24 protein-coding genes are annotated in these 21,690 nt (G+C 67.0%); 8 read left to right on the top strand and 16 right to left on the bottom strand.

Annotation, left to right across the window (positions count from 1 at the left end; all coding sequences use genetic code 11):
- Window positions 1–4: 4 nt before the first annotated feature.
- The 8 genes from glyA to V7672_RS04125 all read right to left on the bottom strand — a co-directional run bounded on the left by glyA (window position 5) and on the right by V7672_RS04125 (window position 7,733).
- Window positions 5–1,288, bottom strand: coding sequence for a serine hydroxymethyltransferase (gene glyA / locus V7672_RS04160; protein ID WP_335623437.1), 1,284 nt, complete (start codon window positions 1,286–1,288; stop codon window positions 5–7).
- Window positions 1,289–1,354: 66 nt separating this feature from the next.
- Window positions 1,355–1,513 (bottom strand): DUF6898 family protein, encoded by a 159-nt coding sequence (locus tag V7672_RS04155; RefSeq protein WP_335623436.1) that lies wholly within the window; start codon window positions 1,511–1,513, stop codon window positions 1,355–1,357.
- A gap of 22 nt (window positions 1,514–1,535) precedes the next feature.
- Complete coding sequence (gene hemA / locus V7672_RS04150) at window positions 1,536–2,762, bottom strand: 5-aminolevulinate synthase (RefSeq protein WP_335623435.1); 1,227 nt, start codon at window positions 2,760–2,762, stop codon at window positions 1,536–1,538.
- 128 nt (window positions 2,763–2,890) lie between these two features.
- A complete protein-coding gene (gene mmsB / locus V7672_RS04145; protein WP_335623434.1) occupies window positions 2,891–3,796 on the bottom strand; it encodes a 3-hydroxyisobutyrate dehydrogenase in 906 nt (301 codons plus the stop codon).
- 73 nt (window positions 3,797–3,869) lie between these two features.
- A complete protein-coding gene (locus V7672_RS04140; RefSeq protein WP_335623433.1) occupies window positions 3,870–4,640 on the bottom strand; it encodes a class I SAM-dependent methyltransferase in 771 nt (256 codons plus the stop codon).
- 58 nt (window positions 4,641–4,698) lie between these two features.
- Window positions 4,699–5,493, bottom strand: a complete 795-nt coding sequence (locus tag V7672_RS04135; protein ID WP_335623432.1) for a class I SAM-dependent methyltransferase — start codon at window positions 5,491–5,493, stop codon at window positions 4,699–4,701.
- Window positions 5,494–5,523: 30 nt separating this feature from the next.
- A complete protein-coding gene (locus V7672_RS04130; RefSeq protein ID WP_335623431.1) occupies window positions 5,524–6,585 on the bottom strand; it encodes an enoyl-CoA hydratase/isomerase family protein in 1,062 nt (353 codons plus the stop codon).
- A gap of 8 nt (window positions 6,586–6,593) precedes the next feature.
- Window positions 6,594–7,733, bottom strand: a complete 1,140-nt coding sequence (locus V7672_RS04125; protein WP_286691834.1) for an isobutyryl-CoA dehydrogenase — start codon at window positions 7,731–7,733, stop codon at window positions 6,594–6,596.
- A gap of 110 nt (window positions 7,734–7,843) precedes the next feature.
- On the opposite strand from V7672_RS04125, the gene hemB reads away from it, so the two are divergent.
- Window positions 7,844–8,848: a porphobilinogen synthase gene (gene hemB, locus V7672_RS04120; RefSeq protein WP_335623430.1), complete on the top strand. Its 1,005-nt coding sequence runs from the start codon at window positions 7,844–7,846 to the stop codon at window positions 8,846–8,848.
- Between the two features lie 80 nt (window positions 8,849–8,928).
- Window positions 8,929–9,639 carry a carbonic anhydrase gene (locus V7672_RS04115; protein WP_335623429.1) on the top strand — a complete coding sequence of 237 codons (711 nt, stop codon included), beginning with the start codon at window positions 8,929–8,931 and terminating at the stop codon, window positions 9,637–9,639.
- On the opposite strand, the gene V7672_RS04110 is transcribed toward V7672_RS04115, so the two are convergent.
- Together V7672_RS04110 and V7672_RS04105 are read right to left on the bottom strand one after the other, a co-directional pair.
- Window positions 9,636–10,502, bottom strand: coding sequence for an NAD(P)-dependent oxidoreductase (locus V7672_RS04110; RefSeq protein WP_335623428.1), 867 nt, complete (start codon window positions 10,500–10,502; stop codon window positions 9,636–9,638). The genes V7672_RS04115 and V7672_RS04110 overlap by 4 nt on opposite strands.
- On the bottom strand, window positions 10,499–11,005 hold the full coding sequence (locus tag V7672_RS04105; RefSeq protein ID WP_335623427.1) for a flavin reductase family protein: 507 nt from the start codon (window positions 11,003–11,005) through the stop codon (window positions 10,499–10,501). Before V7672_RS04105 ends, V7672_RS04110 begins: the two co-directional genes overlap by 4 nt.
- A 103-nt stretch (window positions 11,006–11,108) precedes the next feature.
- On the opposite strand from V7672_RS04105, the gene V7672_RS04100 reads away from it, so the two are divergent.
- Together V7672_RS04100 and V7672_RS04095 are read left to right on the top strand one after the other, a co-directional pair.
- Complete coding sequence (locus V7672_RS04100; RefSeq protein ID WP_335623426.1) at window positions 11,109–12,008, top strand: flagellar motor protein MotB; 900 nt, start codon at window positions 11,109–11,111, stop codon at window positions 12,006–12,008.
- 139 nt (window positions 12,009–12,147) lie between these two features.
- Window positions 12,148–12,882 carry an arginyltransferase gene (locus V7672_RS04095; RefSeq protein WP_335623425.1) on the top strand — a complete coding sequence of 245 codons (735 nt, stop codon included), beginning with the start codon at window positions 12,148–12,150 and terminating at the stop codon, window positions 12,880–12,882.
- Here V7672_RS04095 and V7672_RS04090 read toward each other — a convergent pair.
- The 6 genes from V7672_RS04090 to V7672_RS04065 all read right to left on the bottom strand — a co-directional run bounded on the left by V7672_RS04090 (window position 12,879) and on the right by V7672_RS04065 (window position 19,780).
- Complete coding sequence (locus tag V7672_RS04090; protein WP_335623424.1) at window positions 12,879–13,892, bottom strand: M48 family metallopeptidase; 1,014 nt, start codon at window positions 13,890–13,892, stop codon at window positions 12,879–12,881. The two genes, V7672_RS04095 and V7672_RS04090, sit on opposite strands and share 4 nt — an antisense overlap.
- 5 nt (window positions 13,893–13,897) lie before the next feature.
- Window positions 13,898–14,467 carry a LemA family protein gene (locus V7672_RS04085; protein ID WP_335623423.1) on the bottom strand — a complete coding sequence of 190 codons (570 nt, stop codon included), beginning with the start codon at window positions 14,465–14,467 and terminating at the stop codon, window positions 13,898–13,900.
- Between the two features lie 94 nt (window positions 14,468–14,561).
- Window positions 14,562–16,763 carry a DNA topoisomerase IV subunit A gene (parC, locus tag V7672_RS04080; RefSeq protein ID WP_335623422.1) on the bottom strand — a complete coding sequence of 734 codons (2,202 nt, stop codon included), beginning with the start codon at window positions 16,761–16,763 and terminating at the stop codon, window positions 14,562–14,564.
- Window positions 16,764–16,853: 90 nt separating this feature from the next.
- The gene (locus V7672_RS04075; RefSeq protein WP_335623421.1) at window positions 16,854–18,503 is read right to left on the bottom strand and encodes a M20/M25/M40 family metallo-hydrolase; all 1,650 of its coding nucleotides are present in this window, start codon (window positions 18,501–18,503) and stop codon (window positions 16,854–16,856) included.
- Window positions 18,504–18,554: 51 nt separating this feature from the next.
- Complete coding sequence (gene recO, locus V7672_RS04070; protein ID WP_335623420.1) at window positions 18,555–19,286, bottom strand: DNA repair protein RecO; 732 nt, start codon at window positions 19,284–19,286, stop codon at window positions 18,555–18,557.
- On the bottom strand, window positions 19,286–19,780 hold the full coding sequence (locus V7672_RS04065; protein ID WP_335623419.1) for a nuclear transport factor 2 family protein: 495 nt from the start codon (window positions 19,778–19,780) through the stop codon (window positions 19,286–19,288). Before V7672_RS04065 ends, recO begins: the two co-directional genes overlap by 1 nt.
- Window positions 19,781–19,932: 152 nt before the next feature.
- Here V7672_RS04065 and V7672_RS04060 point away from each other — a divergent pair, with 152 nt between their 5' ends.
- From V7672_RS04060 to V7672_RS04045, 4 genes are read left to right on the top strand one after another with little or no spacing between them, the layout of a single operon-like run.
- A complete protein-coding gene (locus tag V7672_RS04060; RefSeq protein WP_335623418.1) occupies window positions 19,933–20,280 on the top strand; it encodes an ArsR/SmtB family transcription factor in 348 nt (115 codons plus the stop codon).
- Window positions 20,264–20,764 (top strand): SRPBCC family protein, encoded by a 501-nt coding sequence (locus V7672_RS04055; RefSeq protein ID WP_335623417.1) that lies wholly within the window; start codon window positions 20,264–20,266, stop codon window positions 20,762–20,764. The genes V7672_RS04060 and V7672_RS04055 overlap by 17 nt, the downstream gene beginning before the upstream one ends.
- A 2-nt stretch (window positions 20,765–20,766) precedes the next feature.
- Complete coding sequence (locus V7672_RS04050; RefSeq protein WP_335623416.1) at window positions 20,767–21,243, top strand: SRPBCC family protein; 477 nt, start codon at window positions 20,767–20,769, stop codon at window positions 21,241–21,243.
- A 17-nt stretch (window positions 21,244–21,260) separates the two neighbouring features.
- Window positions 21,261–21,689 (top strand): VOC family protein, encoded by a 429-nt coding sequence (locus V7672_RS04045; protein WP_335623415.1) that lies wholly within the window; start codon window positions 21,261–21,263, stop codon window positions 21,687–21,689.
- Window position 21,690 lies beyond the last annotated feature (1 nt).

Raw genomic sequence — 21,690 nt, 5'->3', positions numbered from 1 at the left:
ACGGTTATCCGTAAATGGGGAAGCGACGCGTGAGCTCGCGCACCTCGCCTGCGACCCGCTGCGTCACGCCGGAGTCGGCCTCGTCGCCACCCTTCATGCTGTCGATCACATCAGCGATCCAGTGGCCAACCTGCTGGAACTCGTCCACGCCAAAGCCGCGCGTCGTGCCCGCCGGCGTGCCCAGACGGACGCCCGAGGTCACGGTGAACGGCGCCGTGTCGAACGGCACGCCGTTCTTGTTGCAGGTCATCAGGGCGTGCTCCAGCGCCGCCTCGGTGGCCTTGCCCGTCACGCCCTTGGGCCGCAGGTCGACCAGCATCAGATGGCTGTCGGTGCCGCCCGATACGATGGCCGCGCCGCGCTCGACCAGCACCGCCGCCAACGCCCGCGCATTATCGACCACCTGCTGTGCATAGGCCTTGAACTCGGGCTTCAGCGCCTCGCCGAAAGCCACGGCCTTGGCCGCGATCACATGCTCCAGCGGTCCGCCCTGAAGGCCCGGGAAGACGGCAGAGTTAATCTTCTTGCCCAGATCGACGTCGTTCGACAGCACCATGCCGCCGCGCGGCCCGCGCAGGGTCTTGTGCGTCGTCGTGGTCACCACATGGGCGTGGGGCAGCGGATCGGGATAGACCCCGCCGGCGATCAGACCCGCATAGTGGGCCATGTCGACCATCAGATAGGCGCCCACGCTGTCGGCGATCTCTCGGAACCGCGCAAAGTCGATATGCCGCGAATAGGCGCTGGCCCCGGCGATAATCAGCCTGGGCTTCTCGCGCTCGGCCATCTCGGCGACGTGGTCATAGTCGATCAGGTGATCGTCCTGCCGCACCGTATAGGTCACGGGCCGGAACCACTTGCCCGACTGGTTGGCCGGAGACCCGTGGGTCAGGTGTCCGCCCGCCGCCAGATCCATGCCGAGGAAGGTATCCCCCGGCTGCAGCAGGCTCATGAACACTGCCTGGTTGGCCTGCGCGCCCGAGTGCGGCTGGACGTTGGCAAAGGCACAGCCGAACAGCTCCTTGGCCCGTTCCCGCGCCAGATTTTCGGTGACGTCGACATACTCGCAGCCGCCGTAATAGCGCCGCCCCGGATAGCCCTCGGCATATTTGTTGGTCAGGACCGACCCCTGTGCCTCCAGCACCGCCTTCGAGACGATGTTCTCGGACGCGATCAGCTCGATCTGTTCCTTCTGGCGCGCCAGCTCGCCCTGGATGCCGCCGAAGATGTCCGGATCGGCCTCGGCCAGCGCGCGCGAGAAGAAGGCGTCATGGGTGTGAGCAGTCACGGCAGTCCCCGAATTCGATGATGAACCTATCTAGGCCTCACACGGGGAGACCACAACATCTTGTGGTCAGCGCGCCGCCAGCGCCCGTTTCAGCTTGGCCAGCGCAATGCGTTCCAGTCCGTTGCGCTCGGTCACGGGCCCGACCGCCGAGACCTCGGTCCCGCTCGCGACATGCACGACTGAACATTTCAGATAGGCGCCGTTGCGCACAAACTCGACGATCACCTCGCCGGGGACAGACCGGTCGTCAGGCGACGGCAGGGAGGCGCGCCACGTTGCAGTGGGTCCACAGCTTGTCCATCGCCGTGACCAGCGCGTCCATCATGCCGTCGTCGTGGTTCGGCGAAGGGGTGAAGCGCAGGCGCTCGGTGCCCTTGGGGACGGTCGGATAGTTGATCGGCTGGACATAGATGCCGTGCTCTTCCAGCAGCATGTCCGAGATCATCTTGCAGTGCACCGGATTGCCCACGTGCACCGGCACGATATGGCTTTCCGACGGCATGACCGGGATCCCGGCCGCCATGAACCGCTCTTTCAGCGCCTGGGCCCGGGCCTGATGCGCGGCGCGCAGCTCGGGGTGGGCCTTGAGGTGACGGACCGAGGCCAGGGCACCGGCGGTCAGGGCCGGCGGCAGGCTGGTGGTGAAGATGAAGCCGGCGGCCCAGCTGCGCACGGCATCGATGATCAGGGCATCGGCGGCGATATAGCCGCCCATCACGCCGATAGCCTTGCCGAGGGTGCATTCGATGATGTCGATCTGGTCCAGCACACCGTCGCGCTCGGCAATGCCGGCCCCGGCCTCGCCGTACAGGCCGACCGCGTGGACCTCGTCCAGATAGGTCAGGGCCCCATATTTCTTGGCCAAGGCAATCGTGCCCGCCAGGTCGGCGATGTCGCCGTCCATGGAATAGACGCTCTCGAAGGCGATCAGCTTGGGCGCATCCGCAGGGGCCGCCGCCAGCAGGGCCTCGAGGTGCGCCAGATCATTGTGCTGATAGATGTGCCGCTCGCAGCCGCCGTTGCGAATACCCGCAATCATCGAGGCGTGGTTCAGCGAATCGGAAAAGATGATCAGCCCCGGCATGATCCGCTGCAGCGTCGTCAGCGTCGCCTCATTGGCCACATAGCCCGAGGTGAACAGCAGGGCCGCTTCCTTGTGATGCCAGGCGGCCAGCTCGGCCTCAAGGTCCACAGCAGAGCGGGTCGTGCCCGAGATGTTGCGCGTGCCCCCGGCCCCGGCGCCGGCCTGATCGATTTCGGCCTGCATGGCCGTCAGAACCTCGGGGTGCTGGCCCATGCCCAGATAGTCATTCGAGCACCAGACGACGACGTCCTGTTCGGTCCCGTCATCCCGCCGCCAGACGGCGCGCGGAAACTCGCCGCGAACGCGCTTCAGGTCGGCGAAGACACGGTAACGGCCTTCGGCGCGCACCTGATCCACGGCGTTTCCAAAGGCAGCCTTATAGTCGAACAAGTCTCGCGGTCTTTCGCCAGGGGGTTTCGAACGCGTCCTTGTGCGCCCCACAGGGTTAAAAGTCCATGTTCACCGTGCGGTGAAATGGTCGCAACCCCTTAATTGATAACGGTTCTCAATAGCCCGTATCAGCCCTTCGGCAGCTCATCCAGCTTGCCGCGCAGCAGCTGCAGGATGGCCGAGAAGTCCCGCCCGCCGTAGCCCAGGCGGTCGAACATCTGGAACAGCGCCTCGGTCTGGGCGCCCAGCGGAGTCGAGGCGCCGGACTTGGCTGCCGCGTCCTGGGCCAGCTTCAGGTCCTTGAGCATCATCACCGTGGCGAACCCGCCGTCATAGTTGCGATTCGACGGCGCGGTCGGCACCGGGCCGGGCCACGGGTAATAGGTCGTCGTCGACCAGCTCTGGCCGGACGACTTGGAGACGATGTCGAACATCTTGACCGGGTCCAGCCCCAGCTTCTCGGCCAGACCGATCGCCTCGCAGGTGCCCAGCATGGTGATGCCGAGGATCATGTTGTTGCAGATCTTGGCCGCCTGCCCCGCCCCGTGGTCTCCGGCGCGGAAGGTCGCCCGGCTCATCGGCTCCAGCGCCGGTTCGATCCGCGCGAAGTCGCCCTCGTCACAGCCGACCATGAAGGCCAGCGTGCCGGCATCCGCCGCCATGGTGCCGCCCGAGACCGGCGCGTCGGCAAAGGCATAGCCCGCCTCCTTGGCCAGGCCCGCCACCTTGCGCGCGGTGTCGACGTCGATGGTCGAGCAGTCCAGCAGCAGGGCGCTGGACGGCGCGGCGCCGATGATCTGCTCCGAATAGACCTTCAGCACATGGGGCCCGGCCGGCAGCATGGTGATGACCACGTCCGCATCCTTGACCGCCTCCACGACCGAGCCGGCCGCCTCGCAGCCGGCCTCGACCGCACGCGCCACCGCGGCTTCGGACAGATCGAAGGCCTTGACCCGACGGCCCGCCTTCGCCTGGTTGGCGGCCATGCCCCCGCCCATGTTTCCCAGTCCGATGAAGGCAATGGTCTCGGTCATGTCGGCGTCTCCCTGTGGTCGCGTTTCTTGCGCGGAGGGTTAGCCGTTCAGGCCCCGCAAGGCCAGCGTGGCCTTAGCCCGGCTTGCGGAATCTCAGCATGAACTGGCTGGTGTTTCCGCGGATCGACTCGTCGAACACACTGGCGGTCAGCGGGTCCGCCGGACGGAGCAGCGCATCGGACTCTCCGTCCAGCACGAAGCCTGCGGCCGTGACTTCCCGCACCACCTGGTCGCGGTCGATCCGGTGCAGGGTGTCGGCCACCGAGGCATCGGCGCCCGCCATGGCCGCATGGTCGACGATCACATAGTAGCCCCCGGGCTTCAGCGCCGCATACGCCGCCGCATTGACCCGTGCCGCCGTGCCCTCGGGAAAGGCGTCGAGATGCAGGTCGTGATAGTTCTGGGCGGTGAAGATCACATCCGCGCCGCCCGGCCAGTCCGGCGTATTGATCGCCGAGGCCGCCCCGGTCACGTTCGGCAGGGCGTCGGCCGCCGTCAGCGCCACGCCATAGTCCGCGCTGAAGGCGACAAACTCATCCGGCTGCCAGGCCGTCACATGGCCCTCGGGGCCGACCGCCGCGGCAAACGCCCGGGTGAAGAAGCCGCCACCGATCATCAGGTCGATGACCCGGTCACCCGGTTCGACCCGGGCAAAGGCCAGGGTTTCCGCGGTCATGCGGCTGGCATCGCGGGCACGGTCCTCATCGGTGCGCGGCGGGCCGGCCAGCGCAGCCTCGATCACCGCCACGCGCGCGGCGTCGGACGGTCCGAACATGCCCATCGAGCCACAGGCCGACAGGGCCAAAGCCGCGCAGGCGGCCAGCAGGGTGATTTTCCGCATCATCGTTCCTCCCGCGCTATGCATGGCGCGAGGGCGAGCTTAACCGCTTATCGAACGGCGGTCAGCCCGGCTTGCGGAAGCGATAGACGAACTGGTCGGTCTGGCCGCGGATCGATTCGTCGAACACGCTGACGGTGCGGTCATCGTCCGGGTTGGCCAGGGCCTGGCTGGCGCCTTCAAAGACAAAGCCCGCGGCCTCAACCTCGGCCTTCAGGAAGTCGCCCTCGATCCGGTGCAGGCTCTGCACTTCGGTGTTGCCCGTTCCGGCGCGGCCCGAGTGGTCGATCACCACATAGAGGCCGCCGGGCTTCAGCGCGTCATAGACGGCGCGGTTCATCCGGGCGACGTCCACGCCAAAGGCCGGAATGTGGAAGTCGTGATATTCCTGGCTCATGAACACGACGTCGAGCGGGGTGTCGAAGCGCATCTCGTCCAGCAGGCCGACGACCGGCACGACATTGCCATAGGTCTCGGCCAGAGCATCAGCATAGGGCTTCTCGCGCTCGGCCGTACGGGTCGGCACAAAGGCATAGACCCGGCCCTCGTCACCCACGGCGGGGGCGAACAGGCGGGTGTAATAGCCCTCCTCCGGTCGGATGTCGGCCACGTGGTCGCCCGGGCTGATTTCGGAAAAGACCATGACCTGCAGCGGCATGCGCAGGGCGTCGCGGGCGCGGTCCTCTTCCGGGCGACGCGCATCCGACAGGGCCATGGCGACGCGGGTATCGGCCCGTGCGCTGGCGGGCGAGGTCGAGGTGATGACCGTCTGCCCCCCGCCGTCATTGGCAATGATGATACAGCCCGAGGCCGCGAGCGCGGCCGCCATGGCAATCGTGGTTCTGAAAAGGGTGCGCATGGTCAGACTCCCGGCCGGTTCGGATCAGGATTACGCCAGTTGCGGCAGGGGCGTCCATTCCTCATCGGCCGACAGCGGCGCAAACAGGGCGTCCAGCGTCTCGTCGGTCACGCCCTCGATGCTGGCGGGCGACCATTTCGGCGCATTGTCCTTGTCGACGATCACGGCGCGCACGCCTTCCTGAAAGTCATGGGTGCGCACCACCCGGCCACCCAGCCGGTATTCCATGGCCATATTGTCGGCAAAGCTGTCCAGCGTCGCTCCCGTGCGCAGCTGGCGCAGGGTGACCTTCATCGACTGGGGGGACTTGGTCTTCAGCGTCGCCAGCTGGGCGCTCGCCCACTCCGAGCCGTCGGCCTCCAGCGCCGCGAAGATCTCTTCCAGCGTATCAAAGCCGAACAGCCGGTCGATCGCCGGCAGGTGGGCCTCGATCGGTGCCTCGCCCGCATCATCCTCCAGCCCATCGGCGACGTCCGCCGGATGGGCCGGATCGGCGGCCAGAATGGACCGGAAGGCCTCGACCGCATCGGCGGGCAGATAGTGGCTGTGAATGCCCAGAAACACCGTGTCCGCCGCCTTCAGCCGCGCTCCGGTCAGGGCCAGCCAGGTCCCGACAAAGCCCGGCAGACGCGGCAGGAACCAGCCGCCCCCGACATCGGGGAACAGGCCGATGCCCGTTTCCGGCATGGCATAGGTCGTGCGCTCGGTCGCGATCCGCACCTCGGCCGGCTCGGAAATGCCGACGCCGCCGCCCATGACGATGCCGTCCACCAGCGCCGTCACCGGCTTGGGATATTCGAACAGCAGATGGTTCAGCCGGTATTCGGCGTGGAAGAAGGCCCTGGCCTCCGACGCATCCCCTGCCCCGCTCTCGGCGATCATGCGGATGTCGCCCCCGGCACAGAAGCCGCGCTCGCCCGCATGGTCGATCAGCACGGACTTCACCGCCGGATCGTCCTTCCACGCCAGCAGCGCCGCGATCATGGCGTCGCACATGCCCTTGTTCAGCGCATGGATGGCCTTCGGCCGGTTCAGCGTGATCCGGCCCAGACCGGACTGGATACGCGCGAGGATTTCAGGTTCGTCGGTCATGATATCGCTCACTGCCGCATCATCTCACGCGCGGTGATCACCCGCATGATCTCATTGGTGCCTTCCAGGATCCGGTGCACCCGCAGGTCGCGGACGATGCGCTCCAGCGGATAGTCCTTCAGATAGCCGTAGCCGCCGTGCAGCTGCAGGGCCTCGTCGGCGATCTGGAAACAGGCGTCGGTCGCCAGCCGCTTGGCCATGGCGCACCATTTGGTCTTTTCCGGATGGTTGGTGTCGATGGCCCAGGCGCCGCGCAGCACCATCAGGCGCGCGGCCTCCAGCTGCGTGGCCATATCGGCCAGTTTGAACTGGGTGTTCTGGAAGTCGCCGATCGGCTTGCCGAACTGCTTGCGGCTGGCGACGTAGTCCTGCGCCGTCTCCAGCGCCAGACGCGCCCCGCCCAGCGAACAGGCGGCGATGTTCAACCGCCCGCCGTCCAGACCCATCATGGCATAGCGGAAGCCATGCCCTTCCTGACCCATCAGGTTTTCGGCCGGCACGCGGCAATCATCGAACTGGACGATGGCGGTCGGCTGGCTGTTCCAGCCCATCTTGCGCTCCTGCCCACCGAAGCTGAGGCCCGGCGCGTCCTTGTCGACGACGAAGGTCGAAATGCCCTTGGGTCCGTCCACCCCCGTCCGCGCCATCACCACATAGACGTCGCTGGTGCCCGCGCCCGAGATGAAGGCCTTGGAGCCGTTCAGCACCCAGTGGTCGCCGTCGCGCACCGCCGTGGTGCGCAGCGCCGCCGCATCCGAGCCCGAACCCGGCTCGGTCAGGCAGTAGCTGGCGATCTTCTCCATGGTCACCAGCGCCGGCACATAGCGGGCGCGCAGTTCGGCCGAGCCCACGCTGTCGATCATCCAGGTCGCCATATTGTGGATCGAGATGAAGGCGGCGGTCGAAACATCGCCGCGCGACAGCTCCTCGAAGATCACCGCCGATTCGACCCGGCCCAGGGCCATGCCGCCGTGCTCCTCGCCGGTGTAGATCCCGCAGAATCCCATCTCGGCGGCCTGGCGCATGACGTCGACCGGGAAATGCTTGGTCTCGTCCCATTCGGCGCTGTGCGGCGCCAGCTCGGCCTCGGCAAAGGCGCGGGCGGCGTCCTGAATGGCGCGCTGGTCTTCGGTCAGGGCGAAATCCATGGGGGTCCTCTCTTGTCGTGTTGCAGGCCTTCTAGAGCATGGCGCCGCAAACTGAACCCCCACCGGCCACCCCCGCTTTGCCCGCAGCGTCGCAGGCGCTATGAGGCGCCATGTCCAGCCCCGTCTTTCCCGCCAGCTTTCCCCTGACCCGGGGCCGCCGCCTGCGCAGCCAGCCCTGGGTACGCCGTCTGGTCGCCGAAACCACCCTGACCCCCGCCGATCTGGTCTGGCCGTTGATCCTGCACGACGGCCGGGACGACCGCGTGCCGGTCGCCACCCTGCCGGGCGTGGATCGCCTGTCGACCGCCGCAGCGGTCGAGGCCGCCCGACAGGCGCGCGATCTCGGCATTCCGGCCGTCGCGCTGTTCCCCAATATCGACAACCAGCTGAAGGATGCGGTCGGCACCGAGGCCACCAATCCCGACGGCCTGGTCCCCGAGACGGTGCGCGCCATCAAGGCCGCCGTGCCCGAGATCGGCGTCATCACCGATGTGGCGCTCGACTGCTACACCGACCACGGCCACGACGGCGTGGTCGAGGACGGCCGGATCATGAATGACGCCTCGCTTGAGCGGCTGGCGGAACAGGCCTTCATCCACGCCCATGCCGGCGCTGACGTCGTCGCCCCCTCCGATATGATGGACGGCCGCGTTCAGGCGATCCGGGAAGCTCTGGAAGCGAATGGATATCAGGATGTTATGATCCTGTCCTATGCAGCCAAATACGCTTCGGCCTTCTACGGACCCTATCGCGATGCCGTCGGATCGGCCCGCGCCCTGATCGGCGACAAGCGCACCTATCAGATGGACCATGCCAATTCCGACGAGGCCCTGCGCGAGGTCGCCATGGACCTAGCCGAGGGCGCCGACGCCGTCATGGTCAAGCCCGGTTCCCTGTATCTCGATATAATCCAGCGAGTTCGGGATACTTTCTCAGTTCCGGTCTTCGCCTATCAGGTGTCCGGTGAGTACGCCATGATGCAGGGTGCCATCGACGCCGGCTGGCTGGACGAGGAACGCGCCATCCTCGAAAGCCTGGGCGCCTTCAAGCGTGCGGGCTGCAGCGGCGTCCTCACCTATTTCGCCCCCCGCGTCGCCGAGTGGCTCAACCGCTGACCGCTTGACAGCGACGCACTGTCACCGGATTTACGCCGAACGCTGTTAACCAGCCTTGTCGGTTTGCTCGGGGGGACAACATGGGTCTGTTTGGCTTTGGCAGGAAATCCGCCCGCCCCGGAGTGACGGTGCTCGAGGCTGAGCCGGCGGCGCCGGCCCCCGAGGCCTCCCCGCCACCGGCCGCCGCTGCCCCTGCCGGCCCCACGCCGGATCAGGCCCTCGCCGAGCTGAGGGCCGGCAACGACGCCTTCCTGCGCGGGGAAAACAACCTCGGCTACGTCAAGGTCGACGATCTGGAGCCGCTGCAGGGCGGCCAGAACCCGATCGCCACCATCGTCGGCTGCGCGGACAGTCGGACGCCCCCGACAATCCTTTTTAATCAGGGCTTTGGTAGACTATTTTCTATCCGCGTGGCAGGCAATACGGTGGACCGCCGCGGCCTCGCCTCGATCGTCTATGCGGTCAAACACCTGAACTGCCCACTGGTCGTGGTCATGGGTCACACCGGCTGCGGCGCCGTGGCGGCCGCCGAGGCCATCGTCGACGGCGCCATGCCGCTGGATCCCTCGCTGGAAGAGATGATCGTGCCCATTATTCCGGCCGTCCTGGAAGCCCGCCGGTCGGACGCCACGGACATGGCCGTCCGTGCCGTCGAGCTGAACGCCCAGCGGGTCGCCGACAAGCTGCGCGTCGCCGACGCCTCGCTGGCCGATGCGCTCGAGGCCGGAACGCTGAAGGTGGTGGCGGCCGTCAAACAGATGCACTCGGGCGAGGTGAAATTCCTCGGCTAGGACCGCTTGCGGGCCTGCAGTCGCGCGGCCAGGCTGGAGGTGTCCCAGCGCGATCCGCCCATGGCCTGGATCTCGGAATAGAACTGGTCGACCAGGGCCGTCACCGCCAGATGGCTGCCGTTGGCGCGCGCCTCGTCCAGCACCAGGCCCAGGTCCTTGCGCATCCAGTCGACGGCAAAGCCGAAATCGAACTTGCCGTCCGCCGCCGTCTTCCAGCGGTTGTCCATCTGCCAGCTCTGGGCCGCGCCCTGCGAGATGGCCTCATAGACAGCGTCTGTGTCCAGTCCGGCGGACTGGGCGAAGTGGACGGCCTCCGCCAGACCCTGCACCACCCCGGCGATGGCGATCTGGTTGGCCATCTTGGTCAGCTGACCGCTGCCCGCCGGGCCCATGTGGCGGATCGCCTTGGCATAGACCGCCAGGACGGGCTCGACCCGCGCCAGAGCCCCGGCATCGCCGCCGATCATGATGCTCAGCTTGCCGGCCTCGGCTCCCGCCTGTCCGCCCGACACCGGCGCGTCGAGGAAGGCCACGCCCCGCTCTTCCGACAGCGCCGCCATCTCGCGCGCCACCCGGGCCGAGGTGGTGGTGTGATCCACGATCACCGCACCGGCCGCCAGTTCCGGCAGGGCCGCGCCCACGACCTCGCGCACATCGTCATCATTGCCGACGCACAGGATGAACAGCTCCACGCCCCGCGCGGCCTCGGCTGCGGTTGCCGCCGCCGTCCCGCCGGTCTTCTGCGCCCAGGCCTCGGCCTTGGCCGCGCTGCGGTTATGCCCGGTGACCGGATGCCCCGCCGCAATCAGATGACCCGCCATCGGCGCGCCCATCACGCCCAGTCCGGAAAATGCGATCTTCATTCCACGCCCTCCTGGATGCGTCCGTAGCGGCCCCGGAAGAAGGTCAGGCCCGCGCCCTCCCGGGCCTCGAAATGGTCCACCCGTCCGACCAGAATCTGATGGTCCCCCATGGGGATCTGCTCGTGCAGCACACAGTCAAATCGCGCCAGAGCCCCCCGGATCACCGGCGCCCCCGTTTCAGCCTGATCAATCTCGCCGGCCGCAAGACGACAGTCGCCCCGGCTGAAGCGATCCGCCCAGCCGGCCTCGTCCGCGCCCAGAACATGGACCGAGAAGGGCCGGCCCTGCAGGAAGGCCACGGCCCGCTCCGCGCTGTCATCCAGACACCACAGCAGTAGGCGCGGTTCCAGCGACACCGAGGTCACGGAGTTGACGGTCATGCCGACCGGTCCCGAAGGCCCCTCGACGGTCACGACACAGACGCCGGTCGCAAAGGCCCCCATGGCGCGGCGATAGGCGCGGGCGTCGGCGCCGTCGGGGTCAGAAGAAGAGATGTCGGTCACGGCCGGACCTTAGCGTCCGGGCTTGCGCATACAAGCCGGATGACGCGGAAAGGTCGCCTTAACCTTGATCGCCCAAGGATACCGCGAATCCAGTGAGGCGCCCATGTCCCTGAGTGATCGTCCGGTCCTCATCAAAAAGGTCAAGAAGGTTGCGGGACACGGCCACCACGGCGGTGCCTGGAAGGTCGCCTACGCCGACTTCGTGACGGCCATGATGGCCTTCTTCCTGCTGATGTGGCTGATCAACACGACCGACCCGGAGCAGAAGCGCGGTATCGCGGAGTATTTCGCGCCCGCCAGCATCTCGACCACCACCTCCGGTTCCGGCGGCATTCTGGGCGGCACCTCGCTGGGCGACGACGGCTCCAAGAGCTCGGGCTCGATGTCGGTCATCACCCAGATGGCCCCCGAAGCGCCGGATGCGCCGGATCAGGCGGGCCAGAGCAGCAATCTGGCCGCCGCCAGCGAGGACCAGCTGCGCGAGGAGATCGCCCGGCGTGAGGCCGCTGATTTCGCCAGCGCCGCCGAATCCCTGCGTCAGGCCATGCAGTCCATGCCCGAACTGGCCGAGCTGTCCAAGCAGCTGATCATCGACCAGACGCCCGAGGGCCTGCGCATCCAGATCGTCGATCAGGAAGGCCGGTCGATGTTCGAGGAGGACTCGGCCCGCCCGAACGCCCGCGCCCAGATCCTGTTGCGGGCCGTGGCGCGGATCATCACGGCCCTGCCCAACCGGGTCTCGATCACCGGTCACACCAGTTCGGTCGCCGGATCGAATCGAGCCAGCGCTCCTGCGGACTGGAGCCTGTCGGCCAGACGCGCCGATGCCGCCCGTCTGATCCTCGAAGGGGCCGGGGTCGATGTCGACCGCATATATTCGGTGAATGGCAAGGCGGGGTCAGACCCCCTCTATCCCGACGACCCCAGCCTCGCGGGCAACCGGCGCATCTCGATCATCCTGCTGCGCGAGGCGCCGGTCCTGCCCAGCGATACCAGCCTGTGACAGCGGCGCCCGCCCTTCGCGCCTCGGTGACGAAGGGCCTTGCGCCGACGCACGGATGGGTTTCCCATCGCGCCATGCAGCGCAAGCGCCTGACAGGAAGCGAACGCCATCCCCGCGACCGGGCGCCCGGAGCGCGGTCATGACCCAGCATGTCCCGCAGCGCCAACTGCGCTTCTATCTGACGGCCATGGCGCCCTGCCCCTATCTGCCGGGCCGGATCGAACGCAAGGTGTTCGCCAACCTGCCGTTCAGCGACGGCGCCTGGGTCAATGACGAGCTGACACAGGCCGGCTTCCGCCGCAGCCAGAACATCGCCTACCGCCCGGCTTGCGAAAGCTGCGACGCCTGCGTCTCGGTCCGGGTGCCGGTCTGCGGCTTCTCGGCCTCGCGCTCGCAGAAGCGCATCCTGCACCGCAATGCCGACCTGACCCGCGACCAGGTCGAGGCCGAGGCCACCATGGAGCAGTTCGACCTGCTGCGCCGCTATCTGCTGGCCCGCCATGCCGGCGGCGGCATGAGTGACATGGGCTGGGACGACTATGTCGCCATGGTCGAGGACACGGCCGTGCGCACCCATCTGATCGAATACCGCCTGCCCGCCGTCGGCGCCGGGCCCGGCGATCTGGTCGGGGTGGTGCTGACCGACATGCTCTCGGACGGCCTGTCGATGGTCTACAGCTTCTTCGACCCCCTGCTGGCGCGTCGCAGCCTCGGCCAGTTCGCCATTCTCGATCACCTGATGCAGGCCCGCGAACAGGCCCTGCCCTTCGTCTATCTGGGCTACTGGATCCAGGGCTCGGCCAAGATGGACTACAAGGCCCGGCTTCGCCCGCTTCAGGCCCTGACCCGCGAGGGCTGGCGCGACCTGCCCTAACCTGCGCTCGGCACCGAGGTGGAGGGGGCATAAGTCTGTTGCGACCACGGCCCGGAATCGCGTCCGCCGCCGAACTTCACCAGCGCCTCGATCCGTTTCGAGATCGGGGGATGGGTGGCGAACAGGCCCATGACGCCCGCCTTCTCCGGCTGGTTGTCCAGGAACATGCCCTGCACCTCATCGGGCGCCTTCAGCGTCGAGCGGCCCTCGATCTTGCGCAGGGCCGAGATCATCGAATCCGGGTTCTTGGTCAGCTCCACCGCCCCCGCATCCGCCACGAACTCGCGCGTGCGTGACAGCATCATCCGGATGACGAACGCCAAGGCAAAGCCGATCGCGGCAACGGCAATCCCGATCAGGATCAGCGGCCCGGCATTCTTGTTGCCCCGCCCGCCGCGCGCAAAAAACAGGCCTCGAAACACCAGCTCGGCCATGACGCTGAGGATGCCGGCAAAGATGGAGGCGATCACCATCGTCCGCACATCCTTGTTAATCACATGGGTCAGCTCATGCGCCAGCACCGCCTCGACCTCGTCACGGGTCAGGGTGTCGATCAGGCCCCGCGTGACGGTCACGCTGTAGCGCCCCTCATGCAGGCCCGAGGCATAGGCGTTCAGCTGGTCCGTCTCGATGATCCGCAGGGTCGGCGTCTGCATACCGCGCGAAATGGCCAGGTTCTCGAGCAGATTATAGAGCTCGGGATTGTCGCGGCGCTCGACCTTCCGGGCGCCGGTCATGGCGTCGATCATGGCCTGGCTGCCGAAATAGGCGATGGCGAACCAGATCGCGGCCATCACGGCCGCTGCCGGCACCGTCCAGCCCAGCATACGCCCGGCCAGGGCCATGTCGTCGCCCAGGGTGCCGCCGCTGCCGGGGATGATCCCGAACCCCATCAGCACCAGCTGCAGCCCGTACAGGACCAGCACGAGCAGCACCGGGAACATGGCCAGCAACACGATCGAGCGGGTGTTGTTCGCCCAGATATGGGTCTGGAGCCCGACAGCCTGCATGGGTGTTAGAACTGCACCGACGGCGGGGCGGCGGTCATGGCCGCGCGTTCCCCCTCACCGACATCAAAGAACGGCTTGTCCGAGCCGAAGCCGACCAGACCCGCGAACAGCACGGTCGGGAACTGGCGGCGCACCGCGTTGAACTCGGAGACCGCATTGTTGAAGAAGCGGCGGGCGGCGGCCAGCTTGTTCTCGATGTCCGACAACTCGGTCTGCAGCTGCTGGAAATTGGTGTTGGCCTTGAGGTCAGGATAGGCCTCGGACACGGCGAACAGCCGGCCCAGGGTGGCGGTCAGCATGTTCTCGGCCTCGACCTTGTCATTGACCGAGGTCGCACCGGCGGCGGCTGCCCGGGCCTGGGTTACGGCGTCCAGCGTGGCCCGCTCGTGCGTGGCATAGCCCTTCACCGTTTCGACCAGATTGGGGATCAGGTCCTGACGCTGCTTCAGCTGCACATCAATGTCGGCGAACGACTGGTCCGCGCGCTGGTCCAGCGCCACCAGCTTGTTATAGCCGCCGACGACGACAAGCAGGATGAGAGCGACGACGACGCCGATGACGATCCAGGTGATCATGGTCCGGTTCCTTTGATTGCGAGCTCCCTTATCGCGCGAACCGGGCCCCGCACCCAAGTGAAATCGAGTTTATCTCGGCATCGGCCTGACAGCCTCAGCGGAATTTGCGCAGGCCCCGGGGTCCCTGACGCCCGACGGCGGCGCGCTTGCCGATCCAGTCGCGCCAGTCGGGCCAGTTGCGGCGACGCCCGCCCCCGTCGACCCAGTCCGGCCCGGACTCTTCGGCAAAGACCGTGGCATCGGCCATGCCGCCCTGGCGATAGGACTGGAATTTCACGCCCTTGCCGCGGCTCATCTCCGGCAGCTCCGACACCGGGAAGACCAGCGCCTTGATGTTGTCGCCGATCACCGCGACATGATCGCCCGTGACGCGCAGACAGACCGCCATCTCGCCGTTCAGCACCTGTTTGCCGCCGCGCTTCTGAGCCAGCAGCTCGTCTTCCGGCGCGATGAAGCCATAGCCGGCCTTTGAGGCGACCATCAGCTTCGCCCCCGGCTGGTGCGCCAACAGGGCGACGATCTCGACGCCCTCCTCCAGATCGATCATCAGGCGGATCGGCTCGCCATGGCCGCGGCCGGACGCCAGCTTGTCGGCCCCGATGGTGAAGATGCGCCCGTCGGTCGCCGCCACCAGCAGCTTGTCGGTCGTGAACGCCGGCACGAGGAAGGCGAGGCTGTCGCCCTCCTTGAACTTCAGCTCGGACGGGTCCTCGACCTTGCCCTTGGCGGCCCGGATCCAGCCCCGTTCGGACAGGACGACGGTGATCGGCTCGCGCGGGATAAAGGCCTCGATCGGCGCGCTGGCGCCGCCCTCGGGGGCCTCGCCGAAGATCGTACGGCGCGGCGACGGCAGGGCCTTGCGCACCTCGGCCAAGTCCTGGCCGATCCGCTTCCACTGACGCGCCTTGGAGTCCATCAGCGCCCGCAGCCCGGCCAGCTCCTCGGTCAGTTCCTTGTACTCGGTTTCGATGGCCAGCTCTTCCAGCCGGGCCAGATGCCGCAGCCGGGTGTCGAGCACGAAATCGGCCTGTACCTCGGTCAGGTTCAGCCGCGAAATCAGCGCCGCCTTGGGCTGCTCCTCTTCGCGGACAATCCGGATCACCTCATCCAGATTGAGGAAGACGATCCGCAGCCCTTCCAACAGATGCAGACGCTTTTCAATGCGCTCTGCCCGCCAGTTCGAACGGCGGATCAGCACCTCGCGTCGGTGATCGAGGAAGGCCTGCAGACAGGCCTTCAGCCCCATCACGCCCGGCGTGCCCGTGGCATCCAGCACATTGATGTTGACCGGAACCCGCACCTCGAGGTCGGACAGCCGGAACAGGCTCTCCATCAGTACCTCGGGCTCGACCGTGCGGGCACGCGGGTCCAGCACCAGCCGGATGTCCTCGGCCGACTCGTCGCGCACATCGCCCAGCAACGGGGCCTTCTTCTGGTCGATCAGATCGGCCAGCGTCTCAATCAGCCGGCCCTTCTGCACCTGGTACGGGATCTCGGTGACGACGATCCGCCAGGTGCCGCGCTCCATATGCTCGACCTCCCAGCGCGCGCGCAGGCGCAAGCCCCCGCGTCCGGTCTCATAGGTCTCCAGCAGCGAGGCCTTGCCCTCGACCAGCACGCCCCCGGTCGGGAAATCCGGGCCCGGCATATGCTGCATCAGGGCCTCGGTCGTGGCCTCCGGATCCTCCAGCAGGATCAGGCAGGTCTCGATCAGCTCGCCGACATTGTGGGGCGGGATCGAGGTCGCCATGCCCACGGCAATGCCCGACGAGCCATTGGCCAGCAGGTTGGGAAAGCCCGCCGGCAGGACCACTGGCTCCTGATCCTGATCGTCATAGGTGGGGCGGAAGTCGACCGCGTTCTGGTCGATGCCCTCCATCAACAGCACCGCCGCCGCCGTCAACTTGCACTCGGTGTAGCGCATGGCCGCGGCGTTATCGCCGTCGATGTTGCCGAAATTCCCCTGCCCGTCGACCAGCGGATAGCGCTGGGCAAAGGCCTGGGCCATGCGCACCAGGGCGTCATAGATCGAGGCGTCGCCGTGCGGGTGATAGCCGCCCATGACGTCGCCGACGACCTTGGCGCATTTCCGGGCCGCCGCCTGCGGGTTCAGCCGCATCTGGTGCATGGCGTACAGGATGCGCCGGTGCACGGGCTTGAAGCCGTCCCGCACATCGGGCAGCGCGCGGTTGGTGATGGTCGACAGCGCATAGGCCAGATAGCGACGCGACAGGGCGTCGCCCATCGGCTCGTCAACGATACGGCCGCCGTCCGGCGGAGGGGTGTGCAGGGTCATGGCATCAATACGAAAGGGAAACGGCGGACGAATCGCCCGCCGCTTCGTTCAGTCTAGGCCCAAATCGGCGCGGACGGGCGTCCGCCCGGCTCAGGGGCGGGTGGCGCGCGGGCCGTCGGCGTCGAACAGGTCGCCGAACTCGTCGCCTTCATACCACATGGGCCGGGCCTCGCCGTCGGCGATGGTCCGGGCGATCGAGGTGTTCACGCGCACGAACCGGGCCGCCGCAGTCCAGTCGAACGGCAGGTCCACCTGGTCGCTGACCTGATGATAGTGGTTTTCGAGGAAGTCGGCCACGGCGACCGCCCCCTCACCGCCGGGTCCGGTGGCCAGAAACACCGACGGCACCCCGACCTTGACGAACTCATAGTGGTCCGAGCGCACGAACAGGCTCTCTTCCGGCATGGAGTCCGGCACGGTGGCCACGCCGACTTCGGCCGTCGCCTCGGCGACGATGGCGCCCAGCGTCGAATGGTCGGCGCCGAACGCGACCACATCGATGAAGTCATAGGTCAGGATCGGCATGTCCAGATTGACCACACCGACAATGTCTTCCAGCGGCACGGTCGGATCGGCAGCGAAGCGGCTGGAGCCCAGCAGGCCCAGCTCCTCACCCGTGACGGCCAGGAACATCACCGAGCGGCGCGGGCGCTCGTCCGACAGCGACAGGGCACGGGCCACCTCGATCAGGGTGGCGATACCCGTGGCATTGTCCATGGCCCCGTTCGAGATGCGATCCTCGGCGCTCTCGTCGTCCGACATGCCCACGTGGTCGAGGTGGCCCATGACCACCACGACCTCGTCGGCGACCGACGGGTCCGAACCCGGCAGGATGGCCACCACATTGGGGCTGGTGAAATAGCGAGCCTCGGCCGTCAGGCTGACGCTGGCCGATCCCGGGATTTCAAAACCCTTGGGCGAGGCTCCGGCGGCGGCGGCGTCCTGGATGGCCGCCAGATCCTGACCGGCGGCCTCGAACAGCATGGCGGTCGTCGGCTGCGACAGGAAGCCCTCGACCTTGATGCCCGGCGCATCGCCTTGCACGACACCCTCGGCCGTGGCCCAGCGGGTCTGGGGCTCGCCGAAATACCCCATCAGTGCCGACCACGGGATGTTCCGCGTATCGGCCGAATGGACCATGATGTAGCCGACAGCGCCGTGCTCAAAGGCGGTCGTCGCCTTGGCCGAACCCAGGTGGGCCGCCAGTTCGCTGGGCAGGCCCTCGGGCATGCCGTACAGCGCCAGCACCACCTTGCCCTCGACATCCAGCCCCGCATAGTCGTCGAGCCCGTGGTCAGGCACATCCAGCCCATAGCCGACGAAGACAAAGCCGGTATCCAGCGCCACATCCCCGACCTGGGTGGGCATCAGGGCCACGCCGTCGCCCTGGCTCCAGCTGTGGGCGGTGCCGTCCGGTCCGGTCCAGCTCAGCTGGCCTGCGGTCAGGCTCATCTCGGCAAAGTTGACGGGCTGGCGCCAGCTGGTCCGATCGGCGTTCCCGGCCGGCGTCAGCCCCAGCGAAAAGAAGTGGCTCTCGACATAGAGGGCCGCCAGCTCATAGCCGCGTGAGCCGGTGTCCCGGCCTTCAAGGGCATCCGAGGCGAGGAAGGTGACATGGGCCTCCATCCGGCGCGCGACCTGCGCATCGTCGGACGACTGGGCCAGCACCGGGGCGGCAAGCCCTCCGGCGAGAAGCAGGGACAGGGCAGCGCCCACGCCTGCGAGACGACGAATATTCATGGTGTGACTTCCCCGATTTATTTCGGCGCGACCCTAGTCCCGCGACCGCGCCTATAACAAGCCGGATCGTTGCAGGCGCTCGACCATCCAGTCCCGCGCGGGCGGCAACGGCTTGTCGCGCGGATGGAATACCCAGGCCTCAAGGAAATGGCCGGTCAGGGCCAGACCCATGCCGACATCCCCCTCGACGACCGCCGCCTGGTGGCCCAGCAGGAACGGGGGCAGACCCAGCAGCCGGTCGGCATAGGCCGCGCCCTCGGTCCGGCTGACCGCTCGACCCGTTCGCGGGCTGACCCAGGCCAGGTCGTCCGTGGCCCCCGACACCGCACAGACATCCAGATTGAGTCCGAAGCCCAGACTGGCCAGCAAACCCAGTTCGAACCGGATGAACACCGCCGGCCAGACCGCATCATGGGCAAAGGCCGACATCAGCGCCTCCATCGCCGCAAAGATGCCGGGCTCAGGCTCCCGTTCCGGCAGCGCGCCCTGGACGACGGCCGTGGCCGCAGCCAGCCCCGCCAGGGCCAGCGGCGAGTCAAACAGCTGGCTGATGTCCTCGCCCCGCGGCTCCAGCCGGGCCGAGCCCAGCTGGCTGTCGTCGCGCGAGCGGAAGGCCGCCCTTACCCGCGACCCCGGCTGCAGAAACGGCTTCATCCGCCGCGAGGCCCCGCCGGCGACATAGGTCAGCCGCCGCCCGTGATGTTCGGTCAGAAGGTCGGCCACCACACCCGTATCGCCGTGCGGCCGGGCGGAGAGCACAAAGGCGTCGTCCTCAAACTCCATCAGGGTTGGGCGGCTTCCCCGGCGCGGATCACGGCGACGACGTCACGGGCGACGTCATTCGGCACGGCAAAGCTCAGCACATACTGTTCGATCTTCCAGCCCTCGTCGGTCAGACGCAGCACGCCCGATCCCCGGGTGGTGCCATAGCTGTCATTCTCCAGCACCTCATCGAACACCGCCACACAACGGCAATCGAGGGGCAAGATCGACAGCTCGCGGCTGACCACCCGATAGTCCCAGCCCTGCCCCCGGCTGAAATAGGGGGTGGCATAGGCCTCGAACTCGGCCACGGTCCAGCGCTCGGTCGCATCCGTGCCGATGAAGCGCGCATCCGGCGTGAACAGGGCGAAATAGGTCTCTCCATCCGCGTCGCGCGCGGCCTGATGCAGGGCGTCGATCACCACGCCCGCCTCGTCGCCGGGTTCGCCACTCTGGGCGCGCGCCGGACCGGACATGAGCGTCACGGCCGCGAGAAGGAGAAGAAGGGCTTTCATGGTGCGCTCCAGCATAGGGACCAGCCCAGCATCCCTCAATGCGGCCCGGCTGTCTCCCGCCGAATTCGCCTCGACCAGCTTCATTTAACCAACCGGTTGACTTACTCGCAATCGCCCTATATTTAACCTATCAGTTATACACGAAAGCCGCCATGACCCCCGACCCGCTCAGTGCCCAGTTCGCCGCCCTGGCCGACCCGACCCGCCGGGCCATTCTGGCGCGCCTGTGCGAGGGCGAGGCGACAGTCAACGAACTGGCCGAGCCCTTCGACATCAGCCTCCCGGCCGTGTCGAAACACCTGAAGGTGCTGGAAAAGGCCGGCCTCATCAGTCGCAGCCGCGAGGCCCAGTGGCGCCCCGCCCGGCTGGAGCCCATGGCGCTCAAGGGCGTGGCCGACTGGCTGGAACACTACCGCCGCTATTGGGACGCCTCTTTCGATCGTCTCGATAGCTATCTGAGAAATCTGCAAAAAGGCAAAGATGATGGCCGAGGACACTGAGAACCCCTGCGACACCAGCGGCGAGGCGCACGATTTCGAACTGGTGCTGGAGCGCATCTTCGATGCTCCCCCCGAAAAGGTCTATCGCGCCTGGACCGAGCCCGAGCTTATGAAGCAGTGGCTCTCGCCCAGGCCCTGGATCATCACTGAAGCCAGCTGCGATCCCCGCCCCGGCGGCCTGACGAAGTTCATCATGGTCGCGCCGGACGGGAACAGCTTTCCCTGCACCTCGGTCTTCCTGGAGGTCATTCCCAATCGTCGTCTGATCTCCACCGACGGCCTGACCTCTGACTGGCGGCCTGCCGGCGATCCCTTCATGGTCAGCCGCGTCGACATGGAGCCGCTGCCCGACGGCCGGACGAAATACACAGCGAAGGCCCAGCACTGGACCGAAGCGGCCATGAAGCAGCATGAAGACATGGGCTTCCACGACGGCTGGGGCCAGTGCGCCGACCAGCTCGGCGAACTGCTGAAGACGCTCTGACCATGGCCGTCGCCGAGGATCTCGCTACCCGACCCACCCTGCATATGACGCGGGTTTTCGACGCGCCCCGGGCCCTTGTCTGGATGGCCTGGACACGCCCGGAAATGACCGTCCAGTGGATGGGGCCGGTCGAATGGCCCGCCGTCAGCGTCGAACAGGATCTGCGCGTCGGGGGCGCCTGGCGCATATGCCTCCGTTCGCCCGAGACCGGTCAGGACCTTTGGCAGGGCGGCGTCTATCGCGAGATCGTCGAGCACGAACGCCTCGTCTTCACCTTCAAATGGGATGAGAGCCACGAGGACGGCCCGCCCGCCGACACCCTGGTCACCGTCGTCTTCAGCGATACCGACGACGGCAAGACCCACATGGACTTCACCCACGCGGGCCTGAAGTCCCAACGCAGTCTGGAAGGCCATCGCCATGGCTGGACCAGCACGACCGACCGGCTTGAAGCCTGGTTGGCCGCAAACAGGGATTAAACGGGAGGAACCCCACCATGAAGATCGTCACCAGCCTCAGCTTCCGCGGCCAATGCCGCGAAGCTTTCGAGTTCTACGCCCGGGTCCTGGGCGGCGAGATCACCGCCGCCCTGCCCTACAGCGACGGACCGCCCGACATGGAGGTGCCGGAGCATATGAAAAACTGGCTGATGCATGGCTGGCTGCAAATCGGCGACCAGGCGATCATGGGTGCCGATATGGATGTCCATTGGGCCCCCGGCATCGACAAGCCCAAAAACGGCTTCGACGTGACCCTGCACACCCATGACGTCGCCGAGGCCCGTCGTTGGTTCGACGCCCTGTCAGACGGCGGCCAGGTGGTCATGCCATTCGGCGAATCGTTCTGGTCGCCGGGTTTCGGCAGCCTGATCGACAAGTTCGGCATCCCCTGGATGATCAACACCAACCCGGACCTGCCGGCCTGAG

Origin of the sequence: Brevundimonas sp. (genome assembly GCF_036963785.1) — a bacterium.
Classification (GTDB): domain Bacteria; phylum Pseudomonadota; class Alphaproteobacteria; order Caulobacterales; family Caulobacteraceae; genus Brevundimonas.
Note: the sequence above shows the minus strand (reverse complement) of the source record. Positions and strands in the feature narration are given on the sequence as shown.